Source organism: Microtetraspora niveoalba, assembly GCF_001570405.1.
GTDB lineage: Bacteria > Actinomycetota > Actinomycetes > Streptosporangiales > Streptosporangiaceae > Microtetraspora > Microtetraspora niveoalba.
Genome location: NZ_BBYM01000004.1, coordinates 62,082 through 86,938, shown reverse-complemented (window position 1 = coordinate 86,938; position 24,857 = coordinate 62,082). Strand labels below are relative to the sequence as shown.

Here is a 24,857-nt window from a genome sequence, read left to right as displayed (position 1 = left end):
ACTACGGAGCGTAACCACCACCCGCCCCTCCCGGACCGAAAGGCACCACCGTGCACGAAATCGGCATCGCCGAAGCGATCCTCGACGCCGTCGAGAAGCGCGCCGCGGGCCGCCCCGTCCAGCGCGCCCGCGTCCGCGCCGGCGCCCTCCTGCGCATCAGCGAACCCGCCGTCAACCAGGCGTTCGCCATGGTCTCCGCCGGATCACCCGCCGAAGGCGCCCACCTCGAACTCGTCATCGTCCCGGCCCGGCACATCTGCCGCACCTGCCGCCACATCACCACCTCCGACGACCCCTTCACCGCCTGCGACGGCTGCGGCGGCATCGACCTCGTCACCGAAGGCGGCGACGAACTCGTCCTCGAATCCATCCAGACCACGGAGGCAGCGCATGTGCCTGGGAATCCCCGGCGAGATAGCGGAGATCCTGCACGACCCGCCTGACCTCGCCATGGTCGACATCAGCGGCGTACGACGGGCCATCAACATCGGCCTCCTCGACCGCGAGGACCTCGCCCCCGGCGACTGGGTCCTCATCCACGTCGGCTTCGCCCTCTCCAAGATCGACGAAGCCGAGGCCGCCGCCGCGCTCGACTTCCTCCACAGCATCGGCGACCCGTACGACGACGAGATCGCCGCCCTCCGCGAATCCACCATCGAACAGGGGTGACACCCGATGCGCTTCGTCGACGAATACCGCGACGCCGGGCAGGCCCGCGCCCTGGCCGCAGCGATGGCCCCGCTCTGCCGCCCCGGCCGCACCTACAAGTTCATGGAGGTCTGCGGCGGCCACACCCACACCATCTACAAACACGGCCTGGAGGACTACCTGCCCGAGGCCGTCACCCTCATCCACGGCCCCGGCTGCCCCGTCTGCGTCATCCCCATGGGACGCCTCGACGACGCCGTCCACATCGCCGAGCAACCCGACGTCATCATGACCTCCTTCGGCGACATGATGCGCGTCCCCGGAGGCCGCGGCTCCTTCCTCGACGCCAAAGCGCGCGGCGCCGACATCCGCATGGTCTACTCACCCCTCGACGCCCTCAAGATCGCCAAACAGAACCCCCGCAAACGCGTCGTCTTCATGGCCATCGGCTTCGAGACCACCGCCCCCTCCACCGCCATGACCGTCCTGCGCGCCGAAGCCGAGGGGATCCGCAACTTCTCCGTCTTCTGCAACCACGTCACGATCATCCCGGCGATCAAAGCCATCCTCGACTCACCCGACCTGCACCTGGACGGCTTCATCGGCCCCGGCCACGTCTCCGCCGTCATCGGCTGCCGCCCGTACGAGTTCATCGCCCACACCTACGGCAAACCCCTCGTCGTCACCGGCTTCGAACCCCTCGACGTGCTGCGCTCGGTCCACCAGATCCTCACCCAGCTCGCCCACGGCCGCAGCCAGGTCGAGAACCAGTACGCCCGCGTCGTCCCCTGGAACGGCAACGCCAAAGCCCTCAACGCCATCAGCCGCGTCATGGAACTGCGCCCCTACTTCGAATGGCGCGGCCTCGGATCCATCTCCCACTCCGCCCTCAAGATGACCGAGAAATACGCCGCCTACGACGCCGAACGCATCTTCCACATCCCCGGCGTACGCGTCGCCGACCCCAAGGCCTGCCAATGCGGCGAGGTACTCAAAGGCGTGCTCAAACCGTGGGAATGCAAGGTCTTCGGCACCGCCTGCACCCCCGAGACCCCCATCGGCACCTGCATGGTCTCCTCCGAGGGCGCCTGCGCCGCCTACTACAACTTCGGCCGCTTCTCCCGCAGCCGCGTCAAGGAGGCGACCGGCCGGTGAGCACCGAACCCACCCCGCACGGGCCGGAGACCACCGCCCCCTGGGCCGAGACGGCCGTACGCGAAGCCGGCCACCTCCACCACCCCACCCGCGAGGACCAGGTCCTCGACCGCATCGAACGCGCCCGCCGCGCCAAGCCCCGCCTCCGCGAGGAACTCATCACCCTCGCCCACGGCGCCGGAGGCAAGGCCACCCACACCCTCATCCAGGCCGTCTTCCTCGAGGCGTTCCGCAACCCCCTTCTGGAACCCCTCGCCGACGGAGCCGTCACCGGCGGCCTCGCCCTCACCACCGACTCCTTCGTCGTCAAACCCCTCTTCTTCCCCGGCGGGGACATCGGCGACCTCGCCGTCAACGGCACCGTCAACGACCTCGCCATGTGCGGCGCCACCCCCCGCCACCTCACCGCCGCCTTCATCCTCGAAGAGGGCCTCCCCGTCGCCGACCTGCGCCGCATCACCGACTCCATGGCCGCCGCCGCCCGCGCCGCCGGCGTCCACATCGTCACCGGCGACACCAAGGTCGTCGAGAACGGCAAGGCCGACGGCTGCTACATCACCACCGCCGGAGTCGGCACCCTCGACCACGGCACCGCCCTCAGCGCCGCCTCCGTCACCCCCGGCGACGCCGTCATCGTCTCCGGCCCCATCGGCGACCACGGCATGACGATCATGCTCGCCCGGGGCGAGCTCGACATCGAGGCCCACCTCACCTCCGACACCGCCCCCCTCCACGACCTCACCGCCCGCCTCCTCGCCACCTGCGGCGACGCCGTACGCTGCCTGCGCGACGCCACCCGCGGGGGAGTGGCCACCGTACTCAACGAGATCGCCGCCGCCTCCCAGGTCTGCGTCGTCCTCGACGAGAACACCGTCCCCGTCCGCCCCGAAGTACGCGGAGCCTGCGAACTCCTCGGCATCGACCCCCTCTACGTCGCCTGCGAAGGCCGCATGATCACCGTCGTCGCCCCCGGCCACGCCGACGCCGCGCTCGACGCCCTGCGCTCCCACCCCCTCGGCGCCGACGCCGCCCTCATCGGCCACGCCGGCGACGACCCGCCCGGCCTGGTCCTCCTCAAAACCTGCTTCGGCGGCACCCGCATCGTCGACCTCCTCGTCGGCGACCCCCTCCCGCGCATCTGCTGACACCGCGGACCCGGCCGCAGGCCTCGGGGTACGTACGGCGTGCGGCGCGACTGCTTCCGGTTCGGCTTCCGGTACGGCGCGGCTGCGGGATCTGCACCGCCCGGCCGAAGGGGACCCGGCAGTTCGCCTGACGGCGGCGAAATACACTCGCTCGCTCCACCGGGAGCCCGTTAATGTCGCGCGGATGAGCAACCCTTCGCTGCCTCTGCTCTGGCTGTCGGGGCCTACGGGCGTCGGAAAGTCCACGGTCGGCTGGGAGGTGTTCGAGCAGCTGAGCCGCAGTGGTATCACGACGGCGTTCGTCGACGCCGACCAGATCAGCCTGTGTCATCCCATGCCGGAGGGCACGACGCATCGCGTCCGCGCGCGGAGTCTGGCGGCGATGTGGCCGCACTTTCAGCACGAAGGGCTGCAGTGCCTGATCCTCGCGGGCTTTGTCGACACTCCCGAGGAGGTTCGTGAGTACACGGCCCTCCTTCCCGACGCCGCGTTCACAATATGCCGACTGCGCGTCGATGACGCTGAGCTCAAGGAACGGTTTCTTGGGCGGGGGTGGCGTCCGGAACTGGTGGAGGACGCGGTCGCCGAGGCGGAGTCCCTGGAGCGGAGCGACTACGCCGACGTGTGCGTGGATACCGGCGGCCTCACGGTTTCCGAGACGGCCCGACTGATCTGTGACCGCGCCGGGGGATGGCCGGGCGCCGGATGGCCGGGTGCCCTTCCCGCTGCCACGCTTCAGCGCGTCGTCAACCGGCGGAACCCCCCGCCGACACCGCGGGAAGAGGCCGCACCGACTTCCGTGCCGGTACCCGTGCTGTGGCTCTGCGGTGCCACGGCGGTCGGGAAGTCGACGGTCGGCTACGAGATCTTCACGCAGGTCTACCGCACCGGCGTGCGAGCCGCCTATGTCGATGTGAAGCAGATCGGTGCACTACGCCCCGTCGCCGACGACGACGTGGACAGTCACGGCCTCAAGGCGCGCAACCTCGCGGCGATCTGGGCCGGATATCGCGCGGCGGGTGCGCAGTGCCTGATCGTCTCCGGGGAAGCCGACTCCGCCGACACCGTCCGCCTCTACGCCGAGTCGCTGCCCGCAGCGGCATTGACCGTGTGCCGTCTGCATGCCGGGCCGGCAACGCTGGCCGAGCGCGTCGCGCAGCGTGGCCGGGGAGGCGGGCCGGCCATACCGGGCGATGAACTGAGAGGGCTGGCCCCGGACGCCCTGCACCGTATCGCCGAACGAGCGGCACGCGAGGCCAACGCGCTCGATCGGGCCGGAGCGGGTCAACTGCGCATCGATACCGACGGCCGGTCGGTGAAAGAGGTGGCCGAGGACGTCCGGGTTCGCAGCGGTGATTGGCCGAATCTCTTCGGCTGAAAGCCTCATCCTGAGCAGCGCCGCTGAGCAGCCCCGCCGCTAAGCAGCGGAGCACGCGCTCGGGCGGCCGCCGCCCGCGCCCGCACCGGGTGGTCGCCGTCGCCCCACCCCCCAGGAGCCTCGACTGGACGACGTATTCAACCTACGAGTTGATCAACTCGTAGGTTGAACGAGTGGCCCGCCGCCACTCGACGCGGAAGGACACGCCATGCTCCTGGACAACAAAGTCGCCGTCGTCTACGGCGCCGCCCCTCACCGCCCACCCCCTCCGCGCCGCGTCACCCCACCCGTGAGAACCTCGAAACCATGGGCACCTCGCACACGCGCGCCGCCTACGTGACCGAGCTCGGCCCCGCCGAACGCATCCGCGTCGGCGACCTCCCCCTCCCCGAGCCGGGCCCCACCGACGTCCTCGTCCACGTCGACGCCGTCGCCGCCAACCACGTCGACACGTTCGTCCGCTCCGGCCTCTACCGCACCCCCACCCCCTTCCCGTTCGTCATCGGACGCGACCTCACCGGCACCGTCGCCGCGACCGGCCCCGGCGCCACCGGCTTCACCACCGGCGACCGCGTCTGGTGCAACAGCCTCGGCCACGGCGGCCGCCAGGGCTCCTTCGCCACCCTCGCCGTCGTCCCCGCCGACCGGCTCTACCCGCTCCCGCCCAGCGTCGACCCCGTCACGGCCGTCGCCGCCCTCCACCCCGCCGCCACCGCGTTCCTCGGCCTCTTCCGCGAAGCGCGCGTCCGCCCCGGCGAGACCGTCGTCATCGGCGGGGGAGCGGGCGCCGTCGGCTCCTGCGCCATCACCATGGCCGCCACCGCCGGAGCCCACGTCATCGCCACCGCCCGGCCCGCCGACGCCCCGCACTGTCACGACCTCGGCGCCGCCGAGGTCCTCGACTACCGCGACCCGCACCTGTTCACCCACCTCGGCAAGGCCACCCCCGACGGCATCGACGTCTACTGGGACACCTCCGGACACCACGACATCCCCGGCGTCACCCCGCTCCTCGCCCGCGGCGGACGCGTCCTGCTCACCGCCGGCATCTCCGCCCGCGCCGAGATCCCCATCGGATCCCTCTACACCCGAGACGCCCGCCTGCTCGGCTTCGCCATCTCCAACGCCGCCACCGCCGACCTCGCCGACGCCGCCGCACTCGTCAACCGCCTGCTGGCCGCCGGCGCCCTGCGCGTACGCGTCGGCGAGATCCTGCCCCTGGACCAGGACGCCGACGCCCACCGCATGCTGGAGGACGGCCAGGCGACCGGCCGCCTCGTCCTCCGCCCCTGACCGCGGCCACACCCTCACTCACCTGCGCAAACGCATCCATATCACCCAGTTATGGAAACTTGTAAGGTGTTCACCTGATCCATTCCGTGTCAGCTTTGGTCCAGTCCAGGCGCCCCGGACCGGACCGTCCCCACCCCGCACACCAGCCGACCGCCACCCACACCCCGCCGGCGTACGAGAGGGACGGAACCCGGGCCGGGCGCCTCACCCCGACATCGAGAAGGCCACTGATGGACACCGAGAACACGCCCGCGGAGCAGGAGAGCAAGGGCATCACCCGCAAAACCCTGCTCAAGGCCGCCCTGGTCGCCCCGCTCCCGCTGCTCGTCGGACAGCTCCCCGCCCTGGCCCGCGACGCGCGGGCCACGGGCGAGCCCCTCGTCCCCACGCCCTACTGCTCCGACGACGACGACCCGACGATCCCGCAGATCGAAGGCCCGTACTTCAAGCCCAACTCGCCGCTGCGCACCACCCTGGCCGGGCCCGGCACCCCCGGCACCCCCCTCACCCTCAGCGGCTACGTCTTCGGCCTCGCCTGCCAGCCGCTCGCCAACGTGCTGCTCGACTTCTGGCAGGCCGACAACAACGGCGGCTACGACAACGTCGGATTCACCTTCCGCGGCCACCAGTACACCAACGCCCAGGGCGCCTTCACCCTCACCACGATCGTCCCCGGCCTCTACCCGGGACGCACCCGCCACATCCACGTCAAGGTCCAGGCGCCCAACCGCCCGATCCTCACCACCCAGCTCTACTTCCCGGGCGAACCCCGCAACAGCACCGACACCATCTACGACCCCCGCCTCCTCATGAACGTCCGCACGGCCAACCCGGGCAAGGAGGCCACGTTCGACTTCGTCCTCAACGTGCCCGGCGGCCCCGGCCAGTCGCCGAGCCCCTCACCCAGCGTCTCCCCGAGCACACCCCCCGGCGGCACCTGGCGCGCCGGCACCACCTACCAGGCCGGAGCCCAGGTCACCTACGGCGGCGCCACCTACCGCTGCCTCCAGACACACACCGCCCAGGTCGGCTGGGAGCCCCCCAACGTTCCCGCACTGTGGCAGCGGGTCTGACGCACCGCCCGCTCCCACCCGCCCAGCCGCCGGTCACGCACACCGGCGGCTGGGCCCTTCCCACCCGGCCCGCCACGCCGTACGCCCCGGCCCCCGCACCAGCGCGACCAGACCGGGCAACGGGAACAGCAGCAGGAACAGGTTCGGCAACCACCAGGCGAGCGTGAAATCCCCGCGCAACGCCCAGAACGCGACCGCCTGCAGACCGGCCGTGCTCGTCAGCGTGAGCGACACGGTCATCAGCGGCCGCCACGCCGCCGTACAGCACAACGTCGCCAGCCCCGTCACACTCGCCGCCACATCCAGCGCGACGAACGACACGTTCCAGTCGGACAAGATCGGATCGTCGTAGTCCTTGTAGGCCAGCTCCGGCGGGATCAGACCCGCGAACACCACCGCCCAATACACGAGCAGGCCCACGTCGGCGACCAGCATGGCGACCTTCGTCGCCGCCAGCACACGACCCACCGGCGCGGCCCCGCCCGCCCGCGTACGAGGACTCACGCACCCTCCCCGGCCATCGCCGCGAGCCGCTCCCGCACCCGGACATGCAGGTCGTCACGGGGCGGAGCGAGATCGAGCAGCCGCGCCATCCACCACCCGTCCACCGCCAGCCGCACGAGCGTGGCCGTCACCGGGTCGAGCCCGTCGTCCGCGATCCTGCGCTGCCACCTCTCATAGCACCCCCGCAACACCCCGAGCACCTCCGGACCGCCGGACAGCCCCGCGAGCAGGGCGACCGACACCTGGTCACCGTGCTCCCGCGCGGGCACATCCGCCCCCGGAATCGCCGCGTCCAGCCACGCCCGGGTGAACGCGCCCGGCTCCGCGCCCGGCGGCGGCAGCTCGGCCTCGAACCGCTCCACCAGCCGTTCGAGCACCCCCTCGACCAGCGCCTGCTTGGACCTGAAGTGATGCAGCAGACCGCCCTTGCTCACCTCGGCCCGGGCCGCCACCGCGTCCAACCGGATCGCGTCCGCCCCTCCCTCGACCAGCATCCGCTCCGCGGCGTCGAGAATCCTGTCCCGCATCCGTCTCCCTCCCGACCGTCCAGACGGTCGGAACCGTAGTCATGCCACCCCCACGACACAACCAGAACCACGACACGAGCCCGGGGGAGAGGCCACAAGGGTGAAGAATCCCACCATGACCTCAAAGACGATCACCGCGTCCGCCGCCGGCACCTGGAAACTCGGCGACCTGACCGTCAACCGGATCGGATTCGGCGCCATGCGCCTGCCCCAGAACGGCGAAGCCTTCGGCACCAACACCCCGAGCGACCGCGACCGCGCCATCGCCGTACTGCGCCGCGCCGTCGAACTCGGCGTCAACCACATCGACACCGCCGCCTTCTACTTCTCCTCCCTACGCTCCGCCAACGAACTGATCAACAGCGCGCTGGCCCCGTACCCGGACGACCTCGTCATCGCCACCAAGGTCTGGCCCGGCCGCGACCCCTCCGGAAACTGGTGGTGGGCCGAGCCCGGCCAACTCCGCGGCCAGGTCGAGGAGAACCTGCGCCAACTCGGCCGCGACCACCTCGACGTGGTCAACCTCCGCGTCCGACCGAGCCGGACCGGCCGCTCCATCGCCGAGCACTTCGCCGCCCTCGCCGACCTGCGCCAAGCCGGCCTCATCCGCCACCTCGGCATCTCCAACGCCACACAGGAACAACTCGCCGAAGCCCGGCGCATCGCCCCCGTCGTCTGCGTCCAGAACCCCTTCGGCATCGGCGCCCGCCCCGAGGACCACGCCCTTCTGCGCGCCTGCGGCGAACAGGGCATCGCGTTCGTCCCCTTCTTCGCCATCGCCGGCAAGGGCCGCGAAGCCGGCGCGAGCGCCACCGACAACGACGACATCCTGTCCATCGCCCACGCCCACGGAGCCACCCCCGCCCAGGTCCGGCTGGCCTGGACCCTCCAGCGCGGACCGCACGTGCTCGCCATCCCCGGCACCGGCAACCCCGACCACCTCGCCGCCAACATCGCCGCCGGAGCACTCCGGCTCACCGACGACGAGATGACCCGCCTCGACACGCTCTGACCGGCCCGGGACGCCGACCCGGCACGGGGGAGTCCGGCAACCCCGGCCCGCCACGATGGGCGGCCGAAAACCGATTGCCGCCACCGGCGGAACCCACCGAGGATGGCCGCGATGGCCAGAACCCGGATGCACGCCGACGAGATCCACACCGACACCGCCCTCGTCCGCCGCCTGATCACCGCCCAGTTCCCCCAATGGGCCCACCTGACGATCGAACCCGTCGTCTCCTACGGCACGGACCACGACATCTACCGCCTCGGCGACCACCTGTCCCTACGGCTGCCACGCATCGCATGGGCCACCGGGCAGGCGGCCAAAGAAGCCCGGTGGCTGCCCGAACTCGCCCCCCACCTGCCGCTCGCGGTACCCGTACCGCTGGCGACGGGGGAGCCCGCCGAGGACTACCCCTTCACCTGGTCGGTACACGAGTGGCTGCCCGGCGACAACGCCAACGGCACGATCCGCGACCCCCTCCAGGCGGCGGCCGACCTCGCCGCCTTCATCACGGCGCTGCGACAGATCGACACCGCCGGAGCGCACCCCCGCCCCCCGCACGCACGCGGGGGACCGCTCGCCGAGCACGACGAGGGCGTACGCCGGTCCATCGCCCGACTCGGCGACCGCATCGACGGCGCCGCCGCCCTGCGATCGTGGCGGGAGTCGCTCGACACCCCGGCATGGGACGGCCCGGAGGTCTGGGTCCACGGCGACCTCCTGCCGGGCAACCTCCTCGTCGTCGACGGCCGCCTCTCGGCGGTCATCGACTTCGGCGGCCTCAACGTCGGCGACCCCGCCTGCGACCTCCAACCCGCGTGGAACGTGTTCACGGGCGACAGCCGCCGACGCTTCCGCGACGAACTCGGAGCCGACGACGCGTCATGGCTGCGCGGCCGCGGCTGGGCACTCCTCCAGGCCGTCATCGCACTCCCGTACTACTGGGACACCAACCCCGGCATGGTCCGCCAGGCCACCCACGCGCTCACCCAGGTCCTCGCCGACGACCCCCACTGACCTACCGCACCCCATGCCGGGCTCGCCCAGCCGATCCATGCCCTACGCCGACGCCTTGACGGCCGCATCCGCCGCGACCCGCTCCCGCACCACACGGCGACGCCGGACCGGCAACCCGAACAACGGGTTCGCGACGCCCCAGGCGGCCCCCTTGCAGACCAACTCCTTGTACACGGCGGCCAGCCGTCCCGTCAGGACCGCCCGCACGGCCCGGTCATCGGCGGTGACGTACTGGATCAACCCCTCCTTGCGGCCCAGCGAGATGCACTGGTTGAAGTACCGGATCGGCACGTTCGGGAGCTTCCCACCGGTCAGACGCGCCGCGATCGCGTCGGCGGCCTGCCACGCGGCCGGAGTCCCCGAGGCACACGACATCCGCAGCGGCTTGCCCCCGGGGCCCATCGCCATCGCCGCGTCGCCGACCGCGTACACATCCGGGTGCGACACCGAGCGCATGGTCCCGTCGACCACGATCTGACCGGCGCCGGTCACCTCCAGGGACGTCGCCTTCGCGATCGGGTGAACCGCGAAGCCCGCGGTCCACACCGTGACCGCGGCCGCGACGGCCCTGCCGTCCGCGATGGCGACACGATCCGCCTCGACCCCGGTCACCGCGGCGTGCTCGTACACGGTGATCCCGAGCCCGCCGACGACCTTCCACAGGTGCTCGCGCCCCTTCGGCGAGAGCCAGTCGCCGAGACCGTCGCGGACGGCGAGCGACACGTCGAGATCCGGCCGGGCCTCGGCGATCTCGGTCGCGGCCTCCAGACCGGTCAGGCCACCGCCCACGACGACCACGGCCTGCCCCGCCTCCAGACCGGCCAGGCGCTCACGCAGCCGCAGCGCCCCGGGGCGGCCGGCGATCTCATAGGCGTGCTCGGCGGTCCCCGGAACGCCCTGAGCGTTCCAACCGCTGCCGAGCGCGTAGACGAGCGTGTCGTAGGCGAGTTCCCCGGCGCCGCTCGCGTCGGCGACGGCGACGGTCTTACGTTCGACGTCGACGCCGGTGACCTTCGCGAGCCTCAGCTCGACACCGGTGCCCGCGAACATCTCACCGAACGGCCGGGGCCTGAGATCCTGGCCGACCGCGACCTGGTGCATGCGGACACGCTCGACGAAGTCGGGCTCGGCGTTGACGAGGGTGATGGCGACGTCCTCGCGGCGCAGTCGCCTGGCGAGGCGGCCGGCGACGATGGCTCCGGTGTAACCGGCTCCGAGGACGATGATGCGGTGCCGCATTTCCTTGCTCCTGTCTCACGCGGTTTCGCCACCTGAACCGGGCGGCCCGCCGCTTCCTGACAGGAACACGATGTGAAGCACCTCACATCGCGATCAGAAGGCGGTGAACAACGGCTTCCCGTGGTCGACGGCCGCCCAGCGCCCGGTCGCGCGTTCGAGCTTGTCCGGGTTGACCTGGCTGCGGAACGCGGCGATGCCCTCGGCGCTGACCTCCAGGCACATGACACCGACGACCCGGCCGTCCACGACGGCCACGACGGCGGGATCGCCGTTGGCGGTCCAGGCGTAGACCTCGGCCACGCCGCCGACCATGGCGCGCTTGGCCTTGCTGGGCTTGAGCAGGCCCCACAGGAACTTCGCGACCGCGACGGCGCCCTCGAACGCCTTGGCACGGGCCGGGACCTTCCCGCCGCCGTCGCCGATCGCGATGGCGTCCTCGGTGAGCAGACGCACGAGCGGCTCCGTCCGGCCACTGCCGGCGGCCGCCAGGAACTCCTCGACGATCCGCCGGGCGGCCACCTCGTCGACCTCGGTCCGGACCTTGCCGTCCACGACGTGCTTCTTCGCGCGGTGGAAGATCTGCTGGCTGGCGGCCTCGGTGATGTCGAGGATCTCGGCGATCTCCCGGTGCGGGTACTCGAACGCCTCCCGCAGCACGTACACCGCCCGCTCGTTGGGGGAGAGGCGCTCCATGAGGGTGAGGACCGCGTACGAGACCGACTCACGCTGCTCGGCGGTGTCGGCCGGACCGAGCATCGGGTCCCCGGCCAGCAGCGGCTCGGGAAGCCAAGCGCCCACATAGGTCTCCCGCCGCGCCCGCGCGGAGGTGAGCTGGTTGAGGCACAGGTTGGTGAGGACCTTCGTCAGCCAGGCCTCGGGGACCTCGATCCGGTCGACGTCGGCCGCCTGCCAGCGCAGGAACGCCTCCTGCACGGCGTCCTCGGCCTCCCCGGCGGAGCCGAGGAGGCGGTAGGCGATGGCCTCCAGGCGCGGCCTGGAGGCCTCGAACCGCTCGACGTCGTTCACGGTCAAGGGCATGGCCCGATCGTAGCCCGCGCACGCGGACCGGCCGCCGCCGCCGCGATGGACCCTACTCCGCCCGCCGCACAACGCGACCTCACGGAGGCGGGAGAGCCTCGTGCCGTGCGCGCGCCTCCGGCGCCTGCCATCATCGCTGGATGCCCACGTTCGAAGAGCTTGTCGCCGAAGGTGAATCCGTCCCTACGGAAGGCTGGGACTTCTCCTGGTTCACCGGTCGTGCGACCGAACAGCGTCCGTCCTGGGGTTACGCGAAGCTCCTGGCGAGAGAGATGGCGAAGGCAGAGGCGGCGCTCGACATCCAGACCGGGGGAGGCGAGGTGCTGGCGTCGGTGCCGACCGCCCCGCCGATCCTGGCGGCGACCGAATCGTGGCGGCCGAACCTGGAGATCGCCCGGCGCAACCTGGCCGCGTTCGACGCCACGGTCGTCGAGGCCGACGACGCCGCCGACCTGCCGTTCCCGTCCGACCACTTCGACCTGGTGGTCAGCCGCCATCCGGTGGTCACCCGCTGGGACGAGGTCCACCGGGTCCTGCGCCCCAACGGCACGTACCTCTCCCAGCAGGTGGGCTCGGGCTCGGTGCGCGAACTGACCGAGTTCATGATGCGGAACCGGCAGGCTTCGGTCCACCCGTCTCTGGGCCCGCTGGCCACCACGGCCGGCGCGAGCCCGGTGGAGGCGACGTTCAGCGCGGAAGCGGCGGGTCTGGAGGTCGTCGACCTGCGCCAGGAAGCACTCCGAATGGAGTTCTACGACATCGCGGCGGTGGTCCACTTCCTCCGCAAGGTGATCTGGATCGTCCCGGACTTCACCGTGGACACGTACCGCGACCGCCTGGCGGAGCTGCACGGTTTCATCGAGCGCCACGGCCCCTTCGTGGCCTACTCGCAGCGCTTCCTCATCAGGGCCCGGAAGAGCTGAGCCCGGAAGAACACCACGCCGCGCGCGCGTCCGGCAGAGCGATGGGAGCGGTCCGGACCTCACACGCTGTCAGGGTCGAGTCTGGAGCGGGGCGCGGTCCGGGCGACGGGGGAGAGGCCCCGCCCACCAGCCGAACGGAGCCCCGTTTCCCCTCAGGGAAAACGGGGCTCGTGCCATTCCTGCCGACTGCCGCGTGCGCGCGCCTCGCCTCGGGGCCGTACCACGCCGGCTTCGTAGGCGAGCACCACCGCCTGCACGCGGTCCCGCACACCGAGCTTGGCGAAGATGCGGTTGACATGCGTCTTCACGGTCGCCTCGCCGAGAAAGAGCTCCCCGGCGATCTCGCGGTTGGACAGCCCCCGAGCCATCAGCCGCAGGACCTCGGTCTCCCGGCCGGTCAGGTCGGCCAGCCCGGGGACGCGGACCGGCGGCGCCGTCGCGGTGTAGTGATCGATCAGACGGCGGGTGATCTCCGGTGAGAGCAGAGCGTCTCCACGAGCGGCAGCATGCAGCGCGCTCACCAGTTCCTTCGGTGGAGTGGTCTTGAGCAGGAACCCGCAGGCGCCGGCACGCAACGACCGGTAGACGTACTCGTCGAGGTCGAATGTGGTCAGCATGACGACTCGGCGGTCGGAGCGGTCCGCCAGGATCTGCTCGGTCGCGGCCACGCCGTCGAGCCGGGGCATGTGGATGTCCATCAACACGACGTCCGGTTGGTGTTCGGCGGTGAGCAGCACCGCCTGCTCGCCGTCCACGGCCTCCGCGACCACATCGATACCGGGCTGGGTGCCGAGGATCATACGCAGGCCGCTGCGTATGAGGGCCTCATCGTCGGCGATGAGGATACGCGTCACGCCGGTGCTCCCGTTTCCGACAGCACGGGTGCCGCGGCCTTCGCGCTCAAGGGCAGCTCGACGCGCACCTCGAACCCGCCGCCGTCCTCCGGACCGGCGGTGGCCGTTCCACCGAAGAGTTCCACGCGCTCGCTGATCCCCGTCAGCCCGTGGCCACCGCTGTCGCTTCGTTGGCCGATGCCTGGTCCGTCGTCGACGACGCGGATCCGCAGGTCGGTGCGTCCGACATCGATCGAAACCGAGACTGTGGCGCCCGGAGCATGTTTGACCACGTTGGTCAGGGCTTCCTGCAGCACCCGGTAGCCGCTGACGTCAATGGCTGCGGGCACCGTGCCGAGATCCCCGTTGACGGTTACGTCGACCCGCCCACAGGCGGCCCGCACTCCGGCGAGCAGCGGGTCGAGGTGCCGCAGCGAGGGCAGCCGCTCCGGGCCGCCCTCTGCGCCTCGGAGGATGACGAGCAACCGGCGCAGCTCAGTGACGACGTCGCGGCCGACACTTTGCACCGCATCCAGCGACTCGTGGGCCTGCCGCGTGTCGGATTCGAGTACGACCTGGGCGGCTCCGGCCTGCAGCACCATCACGGTGACGCCGTGCGAGACGATGTCGTGCAGTTCGCGGGCTATCCGTAGCCGCTCGTCGAGGCGTGCGGTGGCCTCCCGTTCGGCAGCCGATGCGACCAGACGTGCCGCCTGCGCTCGCCGCATGCGGACGGCGTAGGCCGGCCCCATGACCGCAAGCGCGACGAAAACGATGAACGCCCAGTCCGGGTCGCCCGCGATCGTGGTCTCGATGCCGAGCGAAACGAAGTAGGAGACGCCCGCGATCTCCGGTCCGTAGCGGCCGGCCAGAGCGACGCAGCCGAAGCAGACACCGACCAATGCCAGGAGCGGCACGACCGGCCATTCCGGGAGGACCGGCGTGAAACTCTGCGCGATGAAGCAGACGCCGGCCAGGACCACCGCGGCCCTTGGGTACGACCTGCACGCCGCGACCGCGAGGCAGTAGCCGGCGAGCAGCACGGTGAGCACGGCTACCCACCAGCCGGACAGCGCAGTGAGATCGGGACCCTCGCCGTCGACGTACGGGGCGAGCGGCACATAGATCTCGGCCAGTCCGAACCCGAACAGCGCGAGGCCGACTACGACAGCGGCGAGGTCGGCCCGGCGCCGTCCGATGTCCCGGACCCATGACATGGCCGGGAGCCTATCCGAGCCGCATGTGACCCGGCGTCCACCCGCGGGTGGAGCAGGCATCCGACGGTATCCACCCGTCGATCGACATCCAGGTCGACGACCGGACCCGCGTACCGCACCTAGCGTCTGCGTCGTCAACAGCTCACAACAGGAGATTTCGATGAGCGACAAGACCATACGACCGTACGGTCGGCGTTTCGCGGCGGTCGCGATGGCTGCCGGCGGTGTTCTCTACGCCGTGGCGAACGCCTTCTACTGGGTGATGTTTCCGGACGAAGTGTCCGAGACCGCGGCGAATGTCGACGTGGCCGCCGCCGGCCTCGGCGCCTGGCGGGCCGAGACGATCCTCTTCGCCCTGACGCACCTGCTGCTCCTGCCCGCGACGGCGGGTCTGATCGTGGCGGTCGGCCGCCGCAAGCGCCTTGTCGCCACCATCGGCGGAGCTTTCGTCGTTCCCGCGCTCTACTTCTCCGCGATCCATCTCTGGCATTACAACGCCTTTTTCGGGGCCCTCGCCGGAGGGGGCGTGAACGCGGAGGCGGTCCGGCCGATCGTTGACGCGCTCGACAAGGACCCGCTGGTGATCGCATCGTTTGCGATCTGGATCCTGGGTTGGATGATCGGACTCCTTGTGCTGTCCTTCGGTGCGTGGCGAGCCGGCCTCGTGTCCCTGTGGGTGCCACTCGTCCTGACCGGCGGCCAGATGCTCGACTTCGTCTCCAGCGGTGCGGCGCCCAAACTCGGGGTGAGTGCGCTGATGGCGGCCGGCCTGATCGGCTTGGCGCTGGGCATCCGCCCACCGCGGGCGGCGAGTGCGTCAGGCAGCGCCGAGGTGCCGCTGGCGTCGCGTCCCTGAAGGCGTGCGAGGTTGCTCAGTGAAGCCGCGGCCGACCTGGATAGTGAGCGGATCGTCTGAGACGGGGAGGTCTTGGCATCTCAGATGATCCGCTCACTTTGAGGAGTTTCCTCCTCGCATCTCATGTGCTCTGGTCGGTTTCGGTGGTTCTTTCAAGCCATAGACCGAACTTCAGGCCCAAAGAGAGCAGATCTCGCGAGACGCAGCCTGACCGTCGACGGCGAGAGGAGCCCGGGTGAGCGGATCGGGTGAGGCAAAGGACAAAGGATCAGGTCCAGTGAGACAGGACAGGACAGCGGTGGGGGATCGAGATCCTCGGGATCGTCAGATCGCCTACTTGACATAATGTTCATTATCGAGCAATAGGGCGGAGGGTTCCGCAGAGCCCGCGAGAGCCGTACGATCACCGCGTGCCGCTGGGAACCCTTGAGATGGTCATCGTCCTCGTCGTGCTCGTGGTCGTCGTGCTGGCAGTCGTCGTCGCACTCGCGGCGCGCGCCGGAGCCCGGCCCAGCACCCGGCTCGCGTGGCGGACGCCGGGGCTCGTGCCGCCGATCTCACACGATCTCCAAGATCGCGTACGGGAGCTGTGCTCCGAACGCAAGAAGATCCACGCGATCAAGCTGGTCAGGGAGGAGACCGGGCTCGGCCTCAAAGAGGCCAAGGACGTCGTGGACGCCCTGGAGGCCGGCCGCCCCGTCCCGGTGGACGTCCCGGGCGAGCCCTCCGCCCGGCGCCTCGACCTCGCCTCCCGTGTACGTCAACTGAAGGCCGACGGCCGCACCGAGCAGGCGATCTTCCTGGTGCGCGGCGAGACCGGGATGACGCAGGACGAGGCCGAGACCTTCGTCGACGCCCTCTGATGGGCGGCGCCGCACCCAAAAAATCACGATAAAACGATCCCCTGGCGCGAGTGTCGAGCCACGACACGGGCGCCCGGCGCTCCACGCCAAGCCGCGGGCCCGGATCTCTCCCGTTCACGCCTTGCTCACGGCGCCGTCACCCAGAAAGCCGCAACAGACCACAGAACGCCCCAAGAAGGCTATACCGGACAGAAGGTGAATTCTGTTTGGTATAGGAGTGGATGTCCGATCGGCACGTTTCCGCTGTCGGCGTCCTGTCTCAGGGAACTTGGCCCCTGTCTCACACGCCTGGTCCAGAACGCATCTTTGTCGCACTGAATCCGGTCCGGCCAGGCCTCCGCAGTCCTGGCCGTCTCACCGAATCTGGCCCAAGGCGCAGGTTGCCTCATCGAACCTGGCTTCATCTGGCCGCCGCTCCCCCGGAGGCGACATCGGGGTCCCGATGGCCTCCCGCCGGCCGGCGGCACACGGTTCTCTGACCGCGGCCGCCCTGCCCCGCCGCCGACGAACGGGCGGCATGTTCACCACCTCTGCCGGCTCTAGTGAGCCGAGGCGTCGTCGTAGTCGCGCCGGGCCCGGTCGACCTGATCGAGATTGGCGGCGGCCCATTCGGCGAGGTGGGCGAACAGCGAGGCGAGGCTGCGGCCGAGTTCACTGATCTCGTACTCGACTCGGGGCGGGACCTCGGGGTGGTAGGTGCGCACGATCAGGCCGTCGCGTTCGAGTTGTCGCAGACGCTGGGTCAGCACCTTCGGGGTGATCGTGGTGATCCTGCCCACACGCTGAACCTGGGCGACATCCTCGATGCGGCCAAGGCCGGCGGTGTCGAGCGTGTGGTGCTGCTGTCATCGCCGGGAGTGGCGACCCGGCCGGAGTCGGCGTCGCACGGGGTGCTGGGGTTGTCCATCGAGGAGGCCGTGCGAGGGTCGGGCGTGGCCTGGACGATCCTGCGGCCCGGCAACTTCGACTCCAACACCTACGCCTGGGCTCCGTCGGTGCGTGCTGAAAGGACCGTCGCCGCGCCGTTCGCCGACGTCGCCCTGCCGGCCGTCGACCCGGGCGACATCGCCGGGGTCGCCGCCGCAGCGCTACGGGAGGACGGCCACGCCGGGCAGATCTACGAGCTGACCGGTCCCGCTCCGGTAACGCCCCGGGAGCAGGCCGCGGCGATCGGCGCCGCGCTGGGTGAGCCGATCCGGTTCGTGGAGCAGACCCCGGATCAGGCGCGGGCGCAGATGCTGACCTTCATGCCGGCGGACGTGGTGGAGACGACCCTGGCCATCCTGGGCGCGCCCACCCCGGCCGAACGGCGGGTCAGTCCTGATGTCGAGAGGGTACTGGGCCGGGCGCCCCGTAGGTATGCCGACTGGGCCCGTGCCAACATCGCCGCCTTCCGATGACCCGCACTCGACGATTGCTGAGAGCCCTCATCGTCCTCAGTTGATCAATGAAGAGCGCGGAGACGACCTGTCCAGCCCCCTCACGGCAGGTGACACAGGAGGTACCCCTACCGCAAGCTCCACCGCAGGCAGGATGGTTGCGCTTGGACCAGATTGAATGAGACAGGACGCCTGTCTCAGGGAACTTGGCCCCTGTCTCATCAAGGTGGTCCCCACGTGATTTCGTCTCACTGAAGTGGCTCCGCGCGCGGCTGCGCTCCCGGATTTGCGGGCCGCTTATGCCGCTTCCTCAGACGGAGTGTTCACGACAGCGGATGACCTGGCGTAATGGGTGCGCTCGAACATCGCTTCCCGCGGGAAGGTCGATCGTTTCCCAGAGCCGCCGGGTGGACTCATGCCTTCAAGGCGAGCGGCTCGCTGGGCAGGTGCCCATTCCCATTCAGGACATCAGCGAGCAGGCGGGGCAGTCCGGGGGGCCGTAGGGTCTGCGTGGTCTCGGCGGTGGTCAGTTCAGCGAGAGACCACCACCTGTATTCAACGATCGCATTGTGTTCTGCGGGTTCCAGGTTCCTTCGGCTGATGTCTTCGGTGCCGCGGATTCGCGCGAGAAAGTACCTCTCATGCGCGTGGACGGGCTCGCCTGACCAGTGAACGTCCAGATCGCGGATCCACAGGCACGGCCCCCAGTCGACATCGGTCAGGCCGGTCTCTTCGAAGAGTTCCCGGCGAGCGGCTTGGAGGAAGCTCTCACCAGGCTCGACACCGCCACCTGGCAGTACCCAGAACAGCTCAGGGACGGGAAGAACCGGAACGACGATGGCGCCATCGTTTCGGACCTGCATCATGAGAATCCGGTCATCGTGATCCAGCAACACGGTTCGAGCACCTTGTCGAGTCCTCACCCGATCGCTCCTTCTCCTGTTCGGCGCCATGGTGTCGCGGCAGGGCTCAAGATCTTGCCAGCCACCAGGGGCGGTGCGACGTGCCCGAGCGAACCTGTCGTGGTCATCGATGACGACGATCGTCTCCTGCTGTTCTCCAGCCGCAACCAGTCCGATGGAACGCTTCGCTGGCACACCACTGGCGGCGATCTCCAATCCGCGAGAACCATCAGTCCCCCGTGCCCGGCTTCCCGTACGCGTGCGGCCGCCGTCCGATCTCGGCCGACTGCGATGTGTAGTTGACCGACTACAGGGTATTGATTGGCGCGGCAGATCATTGTGGTGGGCGCGGCTGGTTTTCCCGATGCGCACTTTTGAGGATTCGGCGTACGACGGGAGCGTTGATTGTCCTCCTCCTCAGGGCGGCCGGTGTGAGAGACGTGCCTCACCACGTGGCGTGCGTCATGGACGGGAACGGCCGGTGGGCCGCACAGCGGTCGCTCCCCCGCACGGCGGGACATCAGGCGGCCGAGGCCGCCGTCATCGACGTGATAGAGGCGGCGCACACGGCCGGTGTCGGCTGGTTGAGCCTGTACGCCTTCTCCACCGAGAACTGGCGGCGTCCGGCCGCCGAGGTCGACGTGTTGCTGTGGCTGGTGCGGCGTGCCATACGGAAACACGCCCTGACCCTGCACACGCGCGGGATCCGATGCCGCTTCCTGGGTGGCGCCGACCCGCGGATCCCGCCGCCGCTGGCCCGCGACATCGACGACCTGATGACACTGACCCGCGACAACCGGCGGATGACCTTGACGGTGGCGTTCGATCACGGCGGCCGCCGCGACATCGTCGAGGCCGCGCGGTCGCTGATCCGCGACGGCGTGCCGCCCGAGCAGGTCACCGAGGAGAGTTTCGCCCGCCATCTCCCCCACCCCGACATGCCGGAGGTGGACCTGGTCATCCGCACCTCCGGCGAACAGCGGATCTCCAACTTCATGCTCTGGCAGGTGGCCTACGCCGAATGGGTCTTCCCTCCCGTGCTGTGGCCCGACTTCCGCGCCGAGCACTTCTGGGAATGCCTGGACGTCTACCGGCGGCGGGACCGCCGGTTCGGCGGTGTACAGGTGCCGACCGCGACAGGAAAGGGATCTTCATGAGCGACGCCGCACCCACGGGGATCGATGACGGCACCACGCCCGCGGACCCCGCCGACCCGCTCAGTCCCGGATCGATGCTCCACCGGTTGAGTCACCAGGCGCGGTGGGGGCTGGTGGCGACCCGAGCCATCGTCCTGGAGGCCGCGCACCCGCAGATCGGCGCGGCGCTGATCACCAACTCGACGTTCGTCGCGCACCCCTGGCGGCGGCTGCGCAACACCGTGCTCAGCGCGCAGCGCATGGTCGACCCCGACGAGCGGGTGCGACGGCGGGAGGCGGCCCGGCTGAACCGTCTGCACGCGCGTATCACGGGCACCGACGCCGAGGGCCGCCCGTTCAACGCGGCCGATCCCGAGGCGCGCGCGTGGGTGGTGGCGACGCTGTTCGAGTCCACGGTCACGATGTGCCGGCTGAGCGGCGAGTCCCTCGACGGCCCCGCGCTGGACCGGCTGTACGCCGAGTTCCGGGCGTTCCTCGCTCTGATGGATCCCGACGGAGGGAGGCTTCCTCCGACGCTCCGGGAGTTCTGGCGCTATTACGAGCTCATGATCGAGGAGCGGCTGGAGAACACCGAAGCGGTGCGCGTCATCCTCGACCGCCTGTTCGCGCAGGTGCCCGCTCCCCCTCTGCTACGCGACAGTCCGGCCGCGTGGGCGGCCGGCAGGGCGCTGGCCGGCCCCGTGGCCACCGCGATCACCGTGGCGTCGCTGCCCGAGTCGCTTCGCGCACGGCTGGGGCTTCCCGAGCTGCCGGGCACCCGCACGTTGATCCACACCGCCTATCTGTCCACGCGGCTCGCGACGCGGTTGCTGCCCGAGGCGTGGACGCGGCTGGACACGATCATGGGCATGCTCGACCCCACGTACTCTCGCCGGGAGGGCGGTGACGCGCTGGCCGGGCTGCGCCGCGGCGCGGCGAAGGCGGGGGCGCTCCTGCGCCTCCTCACGCCCGCCCCGCAGGCCGGCGCGGCGGACGACTCGACGCTGCGGTCCGCCGCGCGGTTCTTCTCCGAGGTCCTGGACCAGACCGGCGACGGTTATCTGGACTGGCCCGATCTCGCCGCGATGGCCCGGGAGATCGCCACCCGGCTCGATCTGGACGCGCGGGACGAGGACCGCCTCTTCACCGCCTTCGCCGACTGGTGGCGGGAGCTGCGGAAGGAGCTGGACACCGACGGAGACGGACGCGTCACGGGTCAGGAGTACGCCGCGGCGGCCGCTGCCATGACCAGTTCCGCCCTGATCAGGGTCGCCGAGGTCCTGTTCGACGTCACCGACGTGGACGACGACCAGGTCATCGACGCGGGAGAGTACCGGGCGCTCTTCCGCGCGGCGTTCGATCATGACGCGGGCGGCGGTGACGAGCGGCTGACCCGTGCCGAGTTCGTCCGGCGGTTCCTGAACTTCATGGCCGGGCGCCTGCACTCGGACGCCTACGACCGGTTGTTCGCCCAGTCCTGAGCGCATCGGGTGGCGTCCGGCCCGCTCGCCGCCGCAGGGTGTCCGTTTCGGTGAGGTGAGGCCGTTCAGGCATGGGCGGGACGGCCGAGGCCGGTCCGCCCATGCCTGACCACGCCCTGGCGACCGCCGGCCTTCAGCTGGCGTACGCGGCGGCGATCACCTTGTTCACCCCTACGCGCTCCGTCGGGAAGCCGGTGCCTTGGAGGCGTTTGCCCCTGGGGAAAGGGCTGTGGGAGCCTGTTGCGTGATCTCTTCGGAAAGGGCTGGTCGTGACGCTTGGCATGGTTCTCGGCGACGTCCCCTCTCGCGCTTCGACGCGGGAGCGGTAGCCCGGCTGCCGTGACACTCGTGCCCGTGCCGTAGCACGGGCCTTTCTCGCTGCTCCTCGTCGAAGTGCTCTTCGTGTCCCCGCACGTTCGATCACGAGGAGTACGTGGTGTCCACGATCCGCTGGACCGAAGCCCACACCGCCCGATCCGCCCGCTGGCATTCCGAGAACGCGACGCCGCTTCCCAGGCAGGTCGTCGTCGCGGACGACCGCATGAGAGCCGACACCGCCTACCGGCTGGCCTGCGAAGGCACCGCGTTGCTGTGGCGGGGTGACTTCCACAACGCGCGGCAACTGCTGGGAGCGATGCGCCGCCGCGTCGAACGCAAACCTCCCCCGGCGGGTGACAGCCCGGCCGAGTCCTTCCATCTGTACCGCCGGGCCCGCGGCCACCGGGCCCGCATACTGGGGATGCTGCTCGTGTCGCTGGAAGGTGACCACTCCCTGGCGCTGCGCAGGGCTCCGGACGTGCGCCAGGCGTGCACCGAGGCGTACGGTCCGCCGCGTGAGCCGACGGTGGTCTCCCTCCAGGAGCTGCTCGGTGTGATCGGGGCGCATCAGTGGCGTGAGAGGGGCGTGAGAGGGGCGTGGAGGTGCCGGCTCTCGGCGCGCGCGTCCACCCGCACTACGGCGTCTTCTCCCCAGTCAGGGGTGAGTACGTCGACCTGGTCGCGCGGACGCCGCTGCCCGTGCCGGCCGGCCGTGCCGCCGGTCCCCGTATCGCGTTCGACCTCGGGACGGGGACGGGGGTGCTCGCCGCCGTCCTGGCTCGCCGGGGGCTCGGCCGCGTCGTGGCGACCGATGACAGCCCGCGCGCTCTGGCCTGTGCCCGCGACAACCTCCACCGGCTGAACCTCGCCGCGCGCGTCGACGTCGTGGGCCCGGGGTTGTTCCCCGAGGGCCGGGCCGACCTCGTCGTCTGCAATCCGCCCTGGATTCCCGCCCGGCCTTCCTCCGTCCGCGATCGGGGCGTCTACGATCCGGGCGGCGCCATGCTGCGCGGTTTCCTGGGCGGGCTCGCCGCGCACCTTGAGCCAGGGGGTGAAGGCTGGCTCGTTCTGTCCGACCTGGCCGAGCACCTCGGGCTCAGGACGCGCGCCGACTTGCTGGCCGTCATCGAAGCGGCGGGTCTGCGCGTGGCGGGCAGGATCGACACCAGGCCGCGGCACGCGCGTGCGGCCGACACCGGCGATCCCCTCCACGCCGCCCGTGCCGCGGAGATCACGTCGCTGTGGCGCCTGAGAATCGACTGACCCACTGTCCGGCGGGGGCCGGGCCGCGGGCGCTTCCCCCGGGAGTGGACCCGCGCGGACCTTCAGGGATGGGGGCCACCCGGCTCGCCGAGCTGCTGAGCGTCAACTCCGGCACGGCGAGGTATCACCTGCGCCAGCTCGCCGCCGCCGGATTCGTGGAGGAGGACACGGAACGCGGAAACGCGCGGGAGCGCTGGTGGCGCTCGGTCCACCAGTCCACATGGCTCGACGACCCGGAGCTGGCCGAGCGGGAACCCGAGGCCACGATGGCGTACCTGAATTCCGTCGCCGCCACGTACACGCTCCGCGTCCAGCGGACGATCAACGAACTCCCGGCGATGCCGCGCGCGTGGCGGAACTCCTGGGACATGAGCGACTGCACCCTGCGGCTCACTCCCGAGGAGGCCGCTTCCCTGCGGGAGGAGTTGTGGGCGGTGATCACCCGCTACCGGCGGGATACGCCGGAGGCGGCGGGCGCTCCGGAGGGCGCCGAGCGGGTGTCGGTGATCTCCCACATCCTGCCCGAGCTGGACGCGCCCGTCAGGCGGGCGGACGGCCGGTCCGATTCGGCGATCGGGTTCGAGCCGTCGTGACGGAGGGGGGCCGGAGCGCCGGCGGCTTATCCGGCACGCGGAGGCTACGGCCGCTGGGCGGGCTGCTCGCGGCCATGGCGGTGAGGACTCCTCCCCGTCCGGGGAGGAGGCGGGCTACTGGCGGCGTTTCGGCGAGGGGTTCACCTTCCTGCGCGGCGAGCCGCTGCTGCTCACCATCATCGTCATGGTCGGCGTCACCAACCTGCTGGACACGGCGTTCTTCTCCGTGCTCGTCCCCGTGTGGGCCCAGGCGTCCGGAAACGGGCCGACGGCGATCGGCCTGAACAACAGCGTCTTCGGAGCGGTGGCGGTCGCCGGAAGCCTGGTCGCCGCGGCGGCCGGGCACCGTATGCCGCGGCGGGCGGTGTTCTTCACCGGGTACCTGCTCGCCGGGGCGCCGAGGTTCCTGGTCCTCGCCGCCGACGCGCCGATGTGGGCGGTATTGGCGGTGTTCGCCGTGAGCGGTCTGGGGGTGGGCTTCCTCAACCCGATCTTGGGGGCGATCTTGCCGGCCGGGCTGCGCCGGGAGTGGCGTGAGGTGGACCGCCTGCGCGGCGGCGGCCTGCAGGAGCTCGGGCCCCGGCCTGACAACACCGACGCCCCCACCCCCTGACCGGAGGCGGCTCGCTGCCCCCGGCACGCCGGTCGGGTGTGGCCCGGGGGCGGGACCGACCCCCGGTGCCCGTAGGCTCGGGGCACCCCCTCCTGCCGCTCCTGTGAAAGGTGATTCCCTCATGCCCTCCGCGTTCCGCCTGTTCCGTGCCGTCGCGATCGCCGAGGCGTTCTCCTGGGCGGGGCTGCTCGTCGGCATGTTCTTCAAGTACATCGTGGTCGGCAGCGAGATCGGCGTGCGGATCTTCGGGCCGATCCACGGGGCGATGTTCGTGCTCTACGTGCTCGCCGTGCTGGCGGCCGCGCGTTCGGGGCGGTGGAGCCTCGGCACGGTGGTGCTCGGTCTGGTGTGCGCGGTGCCGCCGTTCACGACGGTGTGGTTCGAGCGGCGGATGACCCGGCGTCTGGAGCCCGCCGCGCCGCTGGCCGCCGCGGGCGTGGAGTCCGCCTGACCGTCC

General features: G+C 70.6%; 27 protein-coding genes. 19 read left to right on the top strand and 8 right to left on the bottom strand.

Features of this window, described 5'->3' with window-relative positions:
* Positions 1–50: 50 nt before the first annotated feature.
* The 7 genes from AWQ70_RS03275 (at position 51) to AWQ70_RS03245 (ending at position 6,692) form a co-directional block, all read left to right on the top strand.
* Positions 51–443: a hydrogenase maturation nickel metallochaperone HypA/HybF gene (locus tag AWQ70_RS03275; RefSeq protein WP_067169997.1), complete on the top strand. Its 393-nt coding sequence runs from the start codon at positions 51–53 to the stop codon at positions 441–443.
* Entirely contained in the window at positions 391–669 is a 279-nt protein-coding gene (locus tag AWQ70_RS03270) for a HypC/HybG/HupF family hydrogenase formation chaperone (protein WP_067169995.1), read from the top strand. The genes AWQ70_RS03275 and AWQ70_RS03270 overlap by 53 nt, the downstream gene beginning before the upstream one ends.
* Before the next feature lie 6 nt (positions 670–675).
* Complete coding sequence (gene hypD, locus AWQ70_RS03265) at positions 676–1,803, top strand: hydrogenase formation protein HypD (RefSeq protein WP_067169992.1); 1,128 nt, start codon at positions 676–678, stop codon at positions 1,801–1,803.
* Positions 1,800–2,948 carry a hydrogenase expression/formation protein HypE gene (gene hypE / locus AWQ70_RS03260; protein ID WP_281196827.1) on the top strand — a complete coding sequence of 383 codons (1,149 nt, stop codon included), beginning with the start codon at positions 1,800–1,802 and terminating at the stop codon, positions 2,946–2,948. Before hypD ends, hypE begins: the two co-directional genes overlap by 4 nt.
* A 184-nt stretch (positions 2,949–3,132) precedes the next feature.
* Positions 3,133–4,326, top strand: coding sequence for a nucleoside/nucleotide kinase family protein (locus AWQ70_RS03255; RefSeq protein ID WP_067169990.1), 1,194 nt, complete (start codon positions 3,133–3,135; stop codon positions 4,324–4,326).
* A 306-nt stretch (positions 4,327–4,632) separates the two neighbouring features.
* On the top strand, positions 4,633–5,619 hold the full coding sequence (locus tag AWQ70_RS03250; RefSeq protein ID WP_067169988.1) for an NADPH:quinone reductase: 987 nt from the start codon (positions 4,633–4,635) through the stop codon (positions 5,617–5,619).
* A gap of 230 nt (positions 5,620–5,849) precedes the next feature.
* The gene (locus AWQ70_RS03245) at positions 5,850–6,692 is read left to right on the top strand and encodes a dioxygenase family protein (RefSeq protein WP_067169985.1); all 843 of its coding nucleotides are present in this window, start codon (positions 5,850–5,852) and stop codon (positions 6,690–6,692) included.
* Positions 6,693–6,725: 33 nt separating this feature from the next.
* On the opposite strand, the gene AWQ70_RS03240 is transcribed toward AWQ70_RS03245, so the two are convergent.
* Both AWQ70_RS03240 and AWQ70_RS03235 read right to left on the bottom strand, forming a co-directional pair.
* A complete protein-coding gene (locus AWQ70_RS03240; RefSeq protein ID WP_218004393.1) occupies positions 6,726–7,196 on the bottom strand; it encodes a DUF5360 family protein in 471 nt (156 codons plus the stop codon).
* On the bottom strand, positions 7,193–7,723 hold the full coding sequence (locus tag AWQ70_RS03235; RefSeq protein ID WP_067169982.1) for a TetR/AcrR family transcriptional regulator: 531 nt from the start codon (positions 7,721–7,723) through the stop codon (positions 7,193–7,195). The genes AWQ70_RS03240 and AWQ70_RS03235 overlap by 4 nt, the downstream gene beginning before the upstream one ends.
* Before the next feature lie 115 nt (positions 7,724–7,838).
* Between AWQ70_RS03235 and AWQ70_RS03230 the strand changes: the two genes are divergently transcribed.
* A complete protein-coding gene (locus tag AWQ70_RS03230; RefSeq protein WP_067169979.1) occupies positions 7,839–8,735 on the top strand; it encodes an oxidoreductase in 897 nt (298 codons plus the stop codon).
* A gap of 111 nt (positions 8,736–8,846) precedes the next feature.
* Entirely contained in the window at positions 8,847–9,746 is a 900-nt protein-coding gene (locus AWQ70_RS03225; RefSeq protein WP_067170624.1) for an aminoglycoside phosphotransferase family protein, read from the top strand.
* A 42-nt stretch (positions 9,747–9,788) separates the two neighbouring features.
* Here AWQ70_RS03225 and AWQ70_RS03220 read toward each other — a convergent pair whose 3' ends face one another.
* Both AWQ70_RS03220 and sigJ read right to left on the bottom strand, forming a co-directional pair.
* Entirely contained in the window at positions 9,789–10,985 is a 1,197-nt protein-coding gene (locus AWQ70_RS03220; RefSeq protein ID WP_067169977.1) for an NAD(P)/FAD-dependent oxidoreductase, read from the bottom strand.
* Between the two features lie 93 nt (positions 10,986–11,078).
* A complete protein-coding gene (gene sigJ / locus AWQ70_RS03215) occupies positions 11,079–12,023 on the bottom strand; it encodes an RNA polymerase sigma factor SigJ (protein WP_067169975.1) in 945 nt (314 codons plus the stop codon).
* A gap of 140 nt (positions 12,024–12,163) precedes the next feature.
* On the opposite strand from sigJ, the gene AWQ70_RS03210 reads away from it, so the two are divergent.
* Complete coding sequence (locus AWQ70_RS03210; protein WP_067169972.1) at positions 12,164–12,946, top strand: class I SAM-dependent methyltransferase; 783 nt, start codon at positions 12,164–12,166, stop codon at positions 12,944–12,946.
* 152 nt (positions 12,947–13,098) lie between these two features.
* Here the strand turns inward: AWQ70_RS03210 and AWQ70_RS03205 are convergent, their stop codons facing one another.
* Together AWQ70_RS03205 and AWQ70_RS03200 are read right to left on the bottom strand one after the other, a co-directional pair.
* Positions 13,099–13,800: a response regulator gene (locus AWQ70_RS03205; protein ID WP_067169969.1), complete on the bottom strand. Its 702-nt coding sequence runs from the start codon at positions 13,798–13,800 to the stop codon at positions 13,099–13,101.
* On the bottom strand, positions 13,797–14,996 hold the full coding sequence (locus AWQ70_RS03200) for a sensor histidine kinase (protein WP_067169967.1): 1,200 nt from the start codon (positions 14,994–14,996) through the stop codon (positions 13,797–13,799). The genes AWQ70_RS03205 and AWQ70_RS03200 overlap by 4 nt, the downstream gene beginning before the upstream one ends.
* A 160-nt stretch (positions 14,997–15,156) precedes the next feature.
* Between AWQ70_RS03200 and AWQ70_RS03195 the strand changes: the two genes are divergently transcribed.
* Both AWQ70_RS03195 and AWQ70_RS03190 read left to right on the top strand, forming a co-directional pair.
* A complete protein-coding gene (locus AWQ70_RS03195) occupies positions 15,157–15,852 on the top strand; it encodes a hypothetical protein (RefSeq protein WP_067169964.1) in 696 nt (231 codons plus the stop codon).
* Between the two features lie 410 nt (positions 15,853–16,262).
* On the top strand, positions 16,263–16,715 hold the full coding sequence (locus AWQ70_RS03190) for a ribosomal protein L7/L12 (protein ID WP_218004392.1): 453 nt from the start codon (positions 16,263–16,265) through the stop codon (positions 16,713–16,715).
* 539 nt (positions 16,716–17,254) lie between these two features.
* Here AWQ70_RS03190 and AWQ70_RS40155 read toward each other — a convergent pair.
* Positions 17,255–17,494 (bottom strand): winged helix-turn-helix transcriptional regulator, encoded by a 240-nt coding sequence (locus tag AWQ70_RS40155; RefSeq protein WP_245646693.1) that lies wholly within the window; start codon positions 17,492–17,494, stop codon positions 17,255–17,257.
* Between the two features lie 54 nt (positions 17,495–17,548).
* Here AWQ70_RS40155 and AWQ70_RS03180 point away from each other — a divergent pair, with 54 nt between their 5' ends.
* Entirely contained in the window at positions 17,549–18,115 is a 567-nt protein-coding gene (locus tag AWQ70_RS03180; RefSeq protein WP_245646691.1) for a Rossmann-fold NAD(P)-binding domain-containing protein, read from the top strand.
* Between the two features lie 392 nt (positions 18,116–18,507).
* Here AWQ70_RS03180 and AWQ70_RS03175 read toward each other — a convergent pair whose 3' ends face one another.
* Entirely contained in the window at positions 18,508–19,212 is a 705-nt protein-coding gene (locus AWQ70_RS03175) for an NUDIX hydrolase (protein WP_084516469.1), read from the bottom strand.
* 215 nt (positions 19,213–19,427) lie between these two features.
* Here AWQ70_RS03175 and uppS point away from each other — a divergent pair, with 215 nt between their 5' ends.
* The 6 genes from uppS to AWQ70_RS03145 all read left to right on the top strand — a co-directional run bounded on the left by uppS (position 19,428) and on the right by AWQ70_RS03145 (position 24,851).
* Positions 19,428–20,153: a polyprenyl diphosphate synthase gene (uppS, locus tag AWQ70_RS03170; protein WP_174552358.1), complete on the top strand. Its 726-nt coding sequence runs from the start codon at positions 19,428–19,430 to the stop codon at positions 20,151–20,153.
* Entirely contained in the window at positions 20,150–21,613 is a 1,464-nt protein-coding gene (locus AWQ70_RS03165) for an oxygenase MpaB family protein (RefSeq protein ID WP_084516468.1), read from the top strand. The genes uppS and AWQ70_RS03165 overlap by 4 nt, the downstream gene beginning before the upstream one ends.
* Before the next feature lie 915 nt (positions 21,614–22,528).
* Positions 22,529–23,194, top strand: coding sequence for a methyltransferase (locus AWQ70_RS41015; protein ID WP_245646689.1), 666 nt, complete (start codon positions 22,529–22,531; stop codon positions 23,192–23,194).
* Positions 23,173–23,787 carry a helix-turn-helix domain-containing protein gene (locus tag AWQ70_RS03155; RefSeq protein ID WP_373282300.1) on the top strand — a complete coding sequence of 205 codons (615 nt, stop codon included), beginning with the start codon at positions 23,173–23,175 and terminating at the stop codon, positions 23,785–23,787. Before AWQ70_RS41015 ends, AWQ70_RS03155 begins: the two co-directional genes overlap by 22 nt.
* Before the next feature lie 184 nt (positions 23,788–23,971).
* Positions 23,972–24,400, top strand: a complete 429-nt coding sequence (locus AWQ70_RS03150) for an MFS transporter (RefSeq protein WP_067169959.1) — start codon at positions 23,972–23,974, stop codon at positions 24,398–24,400.
* Between the two features lie 121 nt (positions 24,401–24,521).
* Positions 24,522–24,851, top strand: a complete 330-nt coding sequence (locus tag AWQ70_RS03145; RefSeq protein ID WP_067169955.1) for a DUF3817 domain-containing protein — start codon at positions 24,522–24,524, stop codon at positions 24,849–24,851.
* The last annotated feature ends 6 nt before the right edge of the window (positions 24,852–24,857 follow it).

Coding starts and splice junctions, on each gene's coding strand:
- AWQ70_RS03230 (WP_067169979.1), top strand. CDS start 7,839: ATGACCTCAAAGACGATCACCGCGTCCGCCGCCGGCACCTGGAAACTC.
- AWQ70_RS03150 (WP_067169959.1), top strand. CDS start 23,972: ATGGTCGGCGTCACCAACCTGCTGGACACGGCGTTCTTCTCCGTGCTC.
- AWQ70_RS03165 (WP_084516468.1), top strand. CDS start 20,150: ATGAGCGACGCCGCACCCACGGGGATCGATGACGGCACCACGCCCGCG.
- AWQ70_RS03255 (WP_067169990.1), top strand. CDS start 3,133: ATGAGCAACCCTTCGCTGCCTCTGCTCTGGCTGTCGGGGCCTACGGGC.
- AWQ70_RS03270 (WP_067169995.1), top strand. CDS start 391: ATGTGCCTGGGAATCCCCGGCGAGATAGCGGAGATCCTGCACGACCCG.
- AWQ70_RS03145 (WP_067169955.1), top strand. CDS start 24,522: ATGCCCTCCGCGTTCCGCCTGTTCCGTGCCGTCGCGATCGCCGAGGCG.
- AWQ70_RS03195 (WP_067169964.1), top strand. CDS start 15,157: ATGAGCGACAAGACCATACGACCGTACGGTCGGCGTTTCGCGGCGGTC.
- AWQ70_RS03210 (WP_067169972.1), top strand. CDS start 12,164: ATGCCCACGTTCGAAGAGCTTGTCGCCGAAGGTGAATCCGTCCCTACG.
- AWQ70_RS03225 (WP_067170624.1), top strand. CDS start 8,847: ATGGCCAGAACCCGGATGCACGCCGACGAGATCCACACCGACACCGCC.
- AWQ70_RS03250 (WP_067169988.1), top strand. CDS start 4,633: ATGGGCACCTCGCACACGCGCGCCGCCTACGTGACCGAGCTCGGCCCC.
- AWQ70_RS03220 (WP_067169977.1), bottom strand. CDS start 10,985: ATGCGGCACCGCATCATCGTCCTCGGAGCCGGTTACACCGGAGCCATC.
- AWQ70_RS03235 (WP_067169982.1), bottom strand. CDS start 7,723: ATGCGGGACAGGATTCTCGACGCCGCGGAGCGGATGCTGGTCGAGGGA.
- AWQ70_RS03245 (WP_067169985.1), top strand. CDS start 5,850: ATGGACACCGAGAACACGCCCGCGGAGCAGGAGAGCAAGGGCATCACC.
- AWQ70_RS03200 (WP_067169967.1), bottom strand. CDS start 14,996: ATGTCATGGGTCCGGGACATCGGACGGCGCCGGGCCGACCTCGCCGCT.
- hypD (WP_067169992.1), top strand. CDS start 676: ATGCGCTTCGTCGACGAATACCGCGACGCCGGGCAGGCCCGCGCCCTG.
- sigJ (WP_067169975.1), bottom strand. CDS start 12,023: ATGCCCTTGACCGTGAACGACGTCGAGCGGTTCGAGGCCTCCAGGCCG.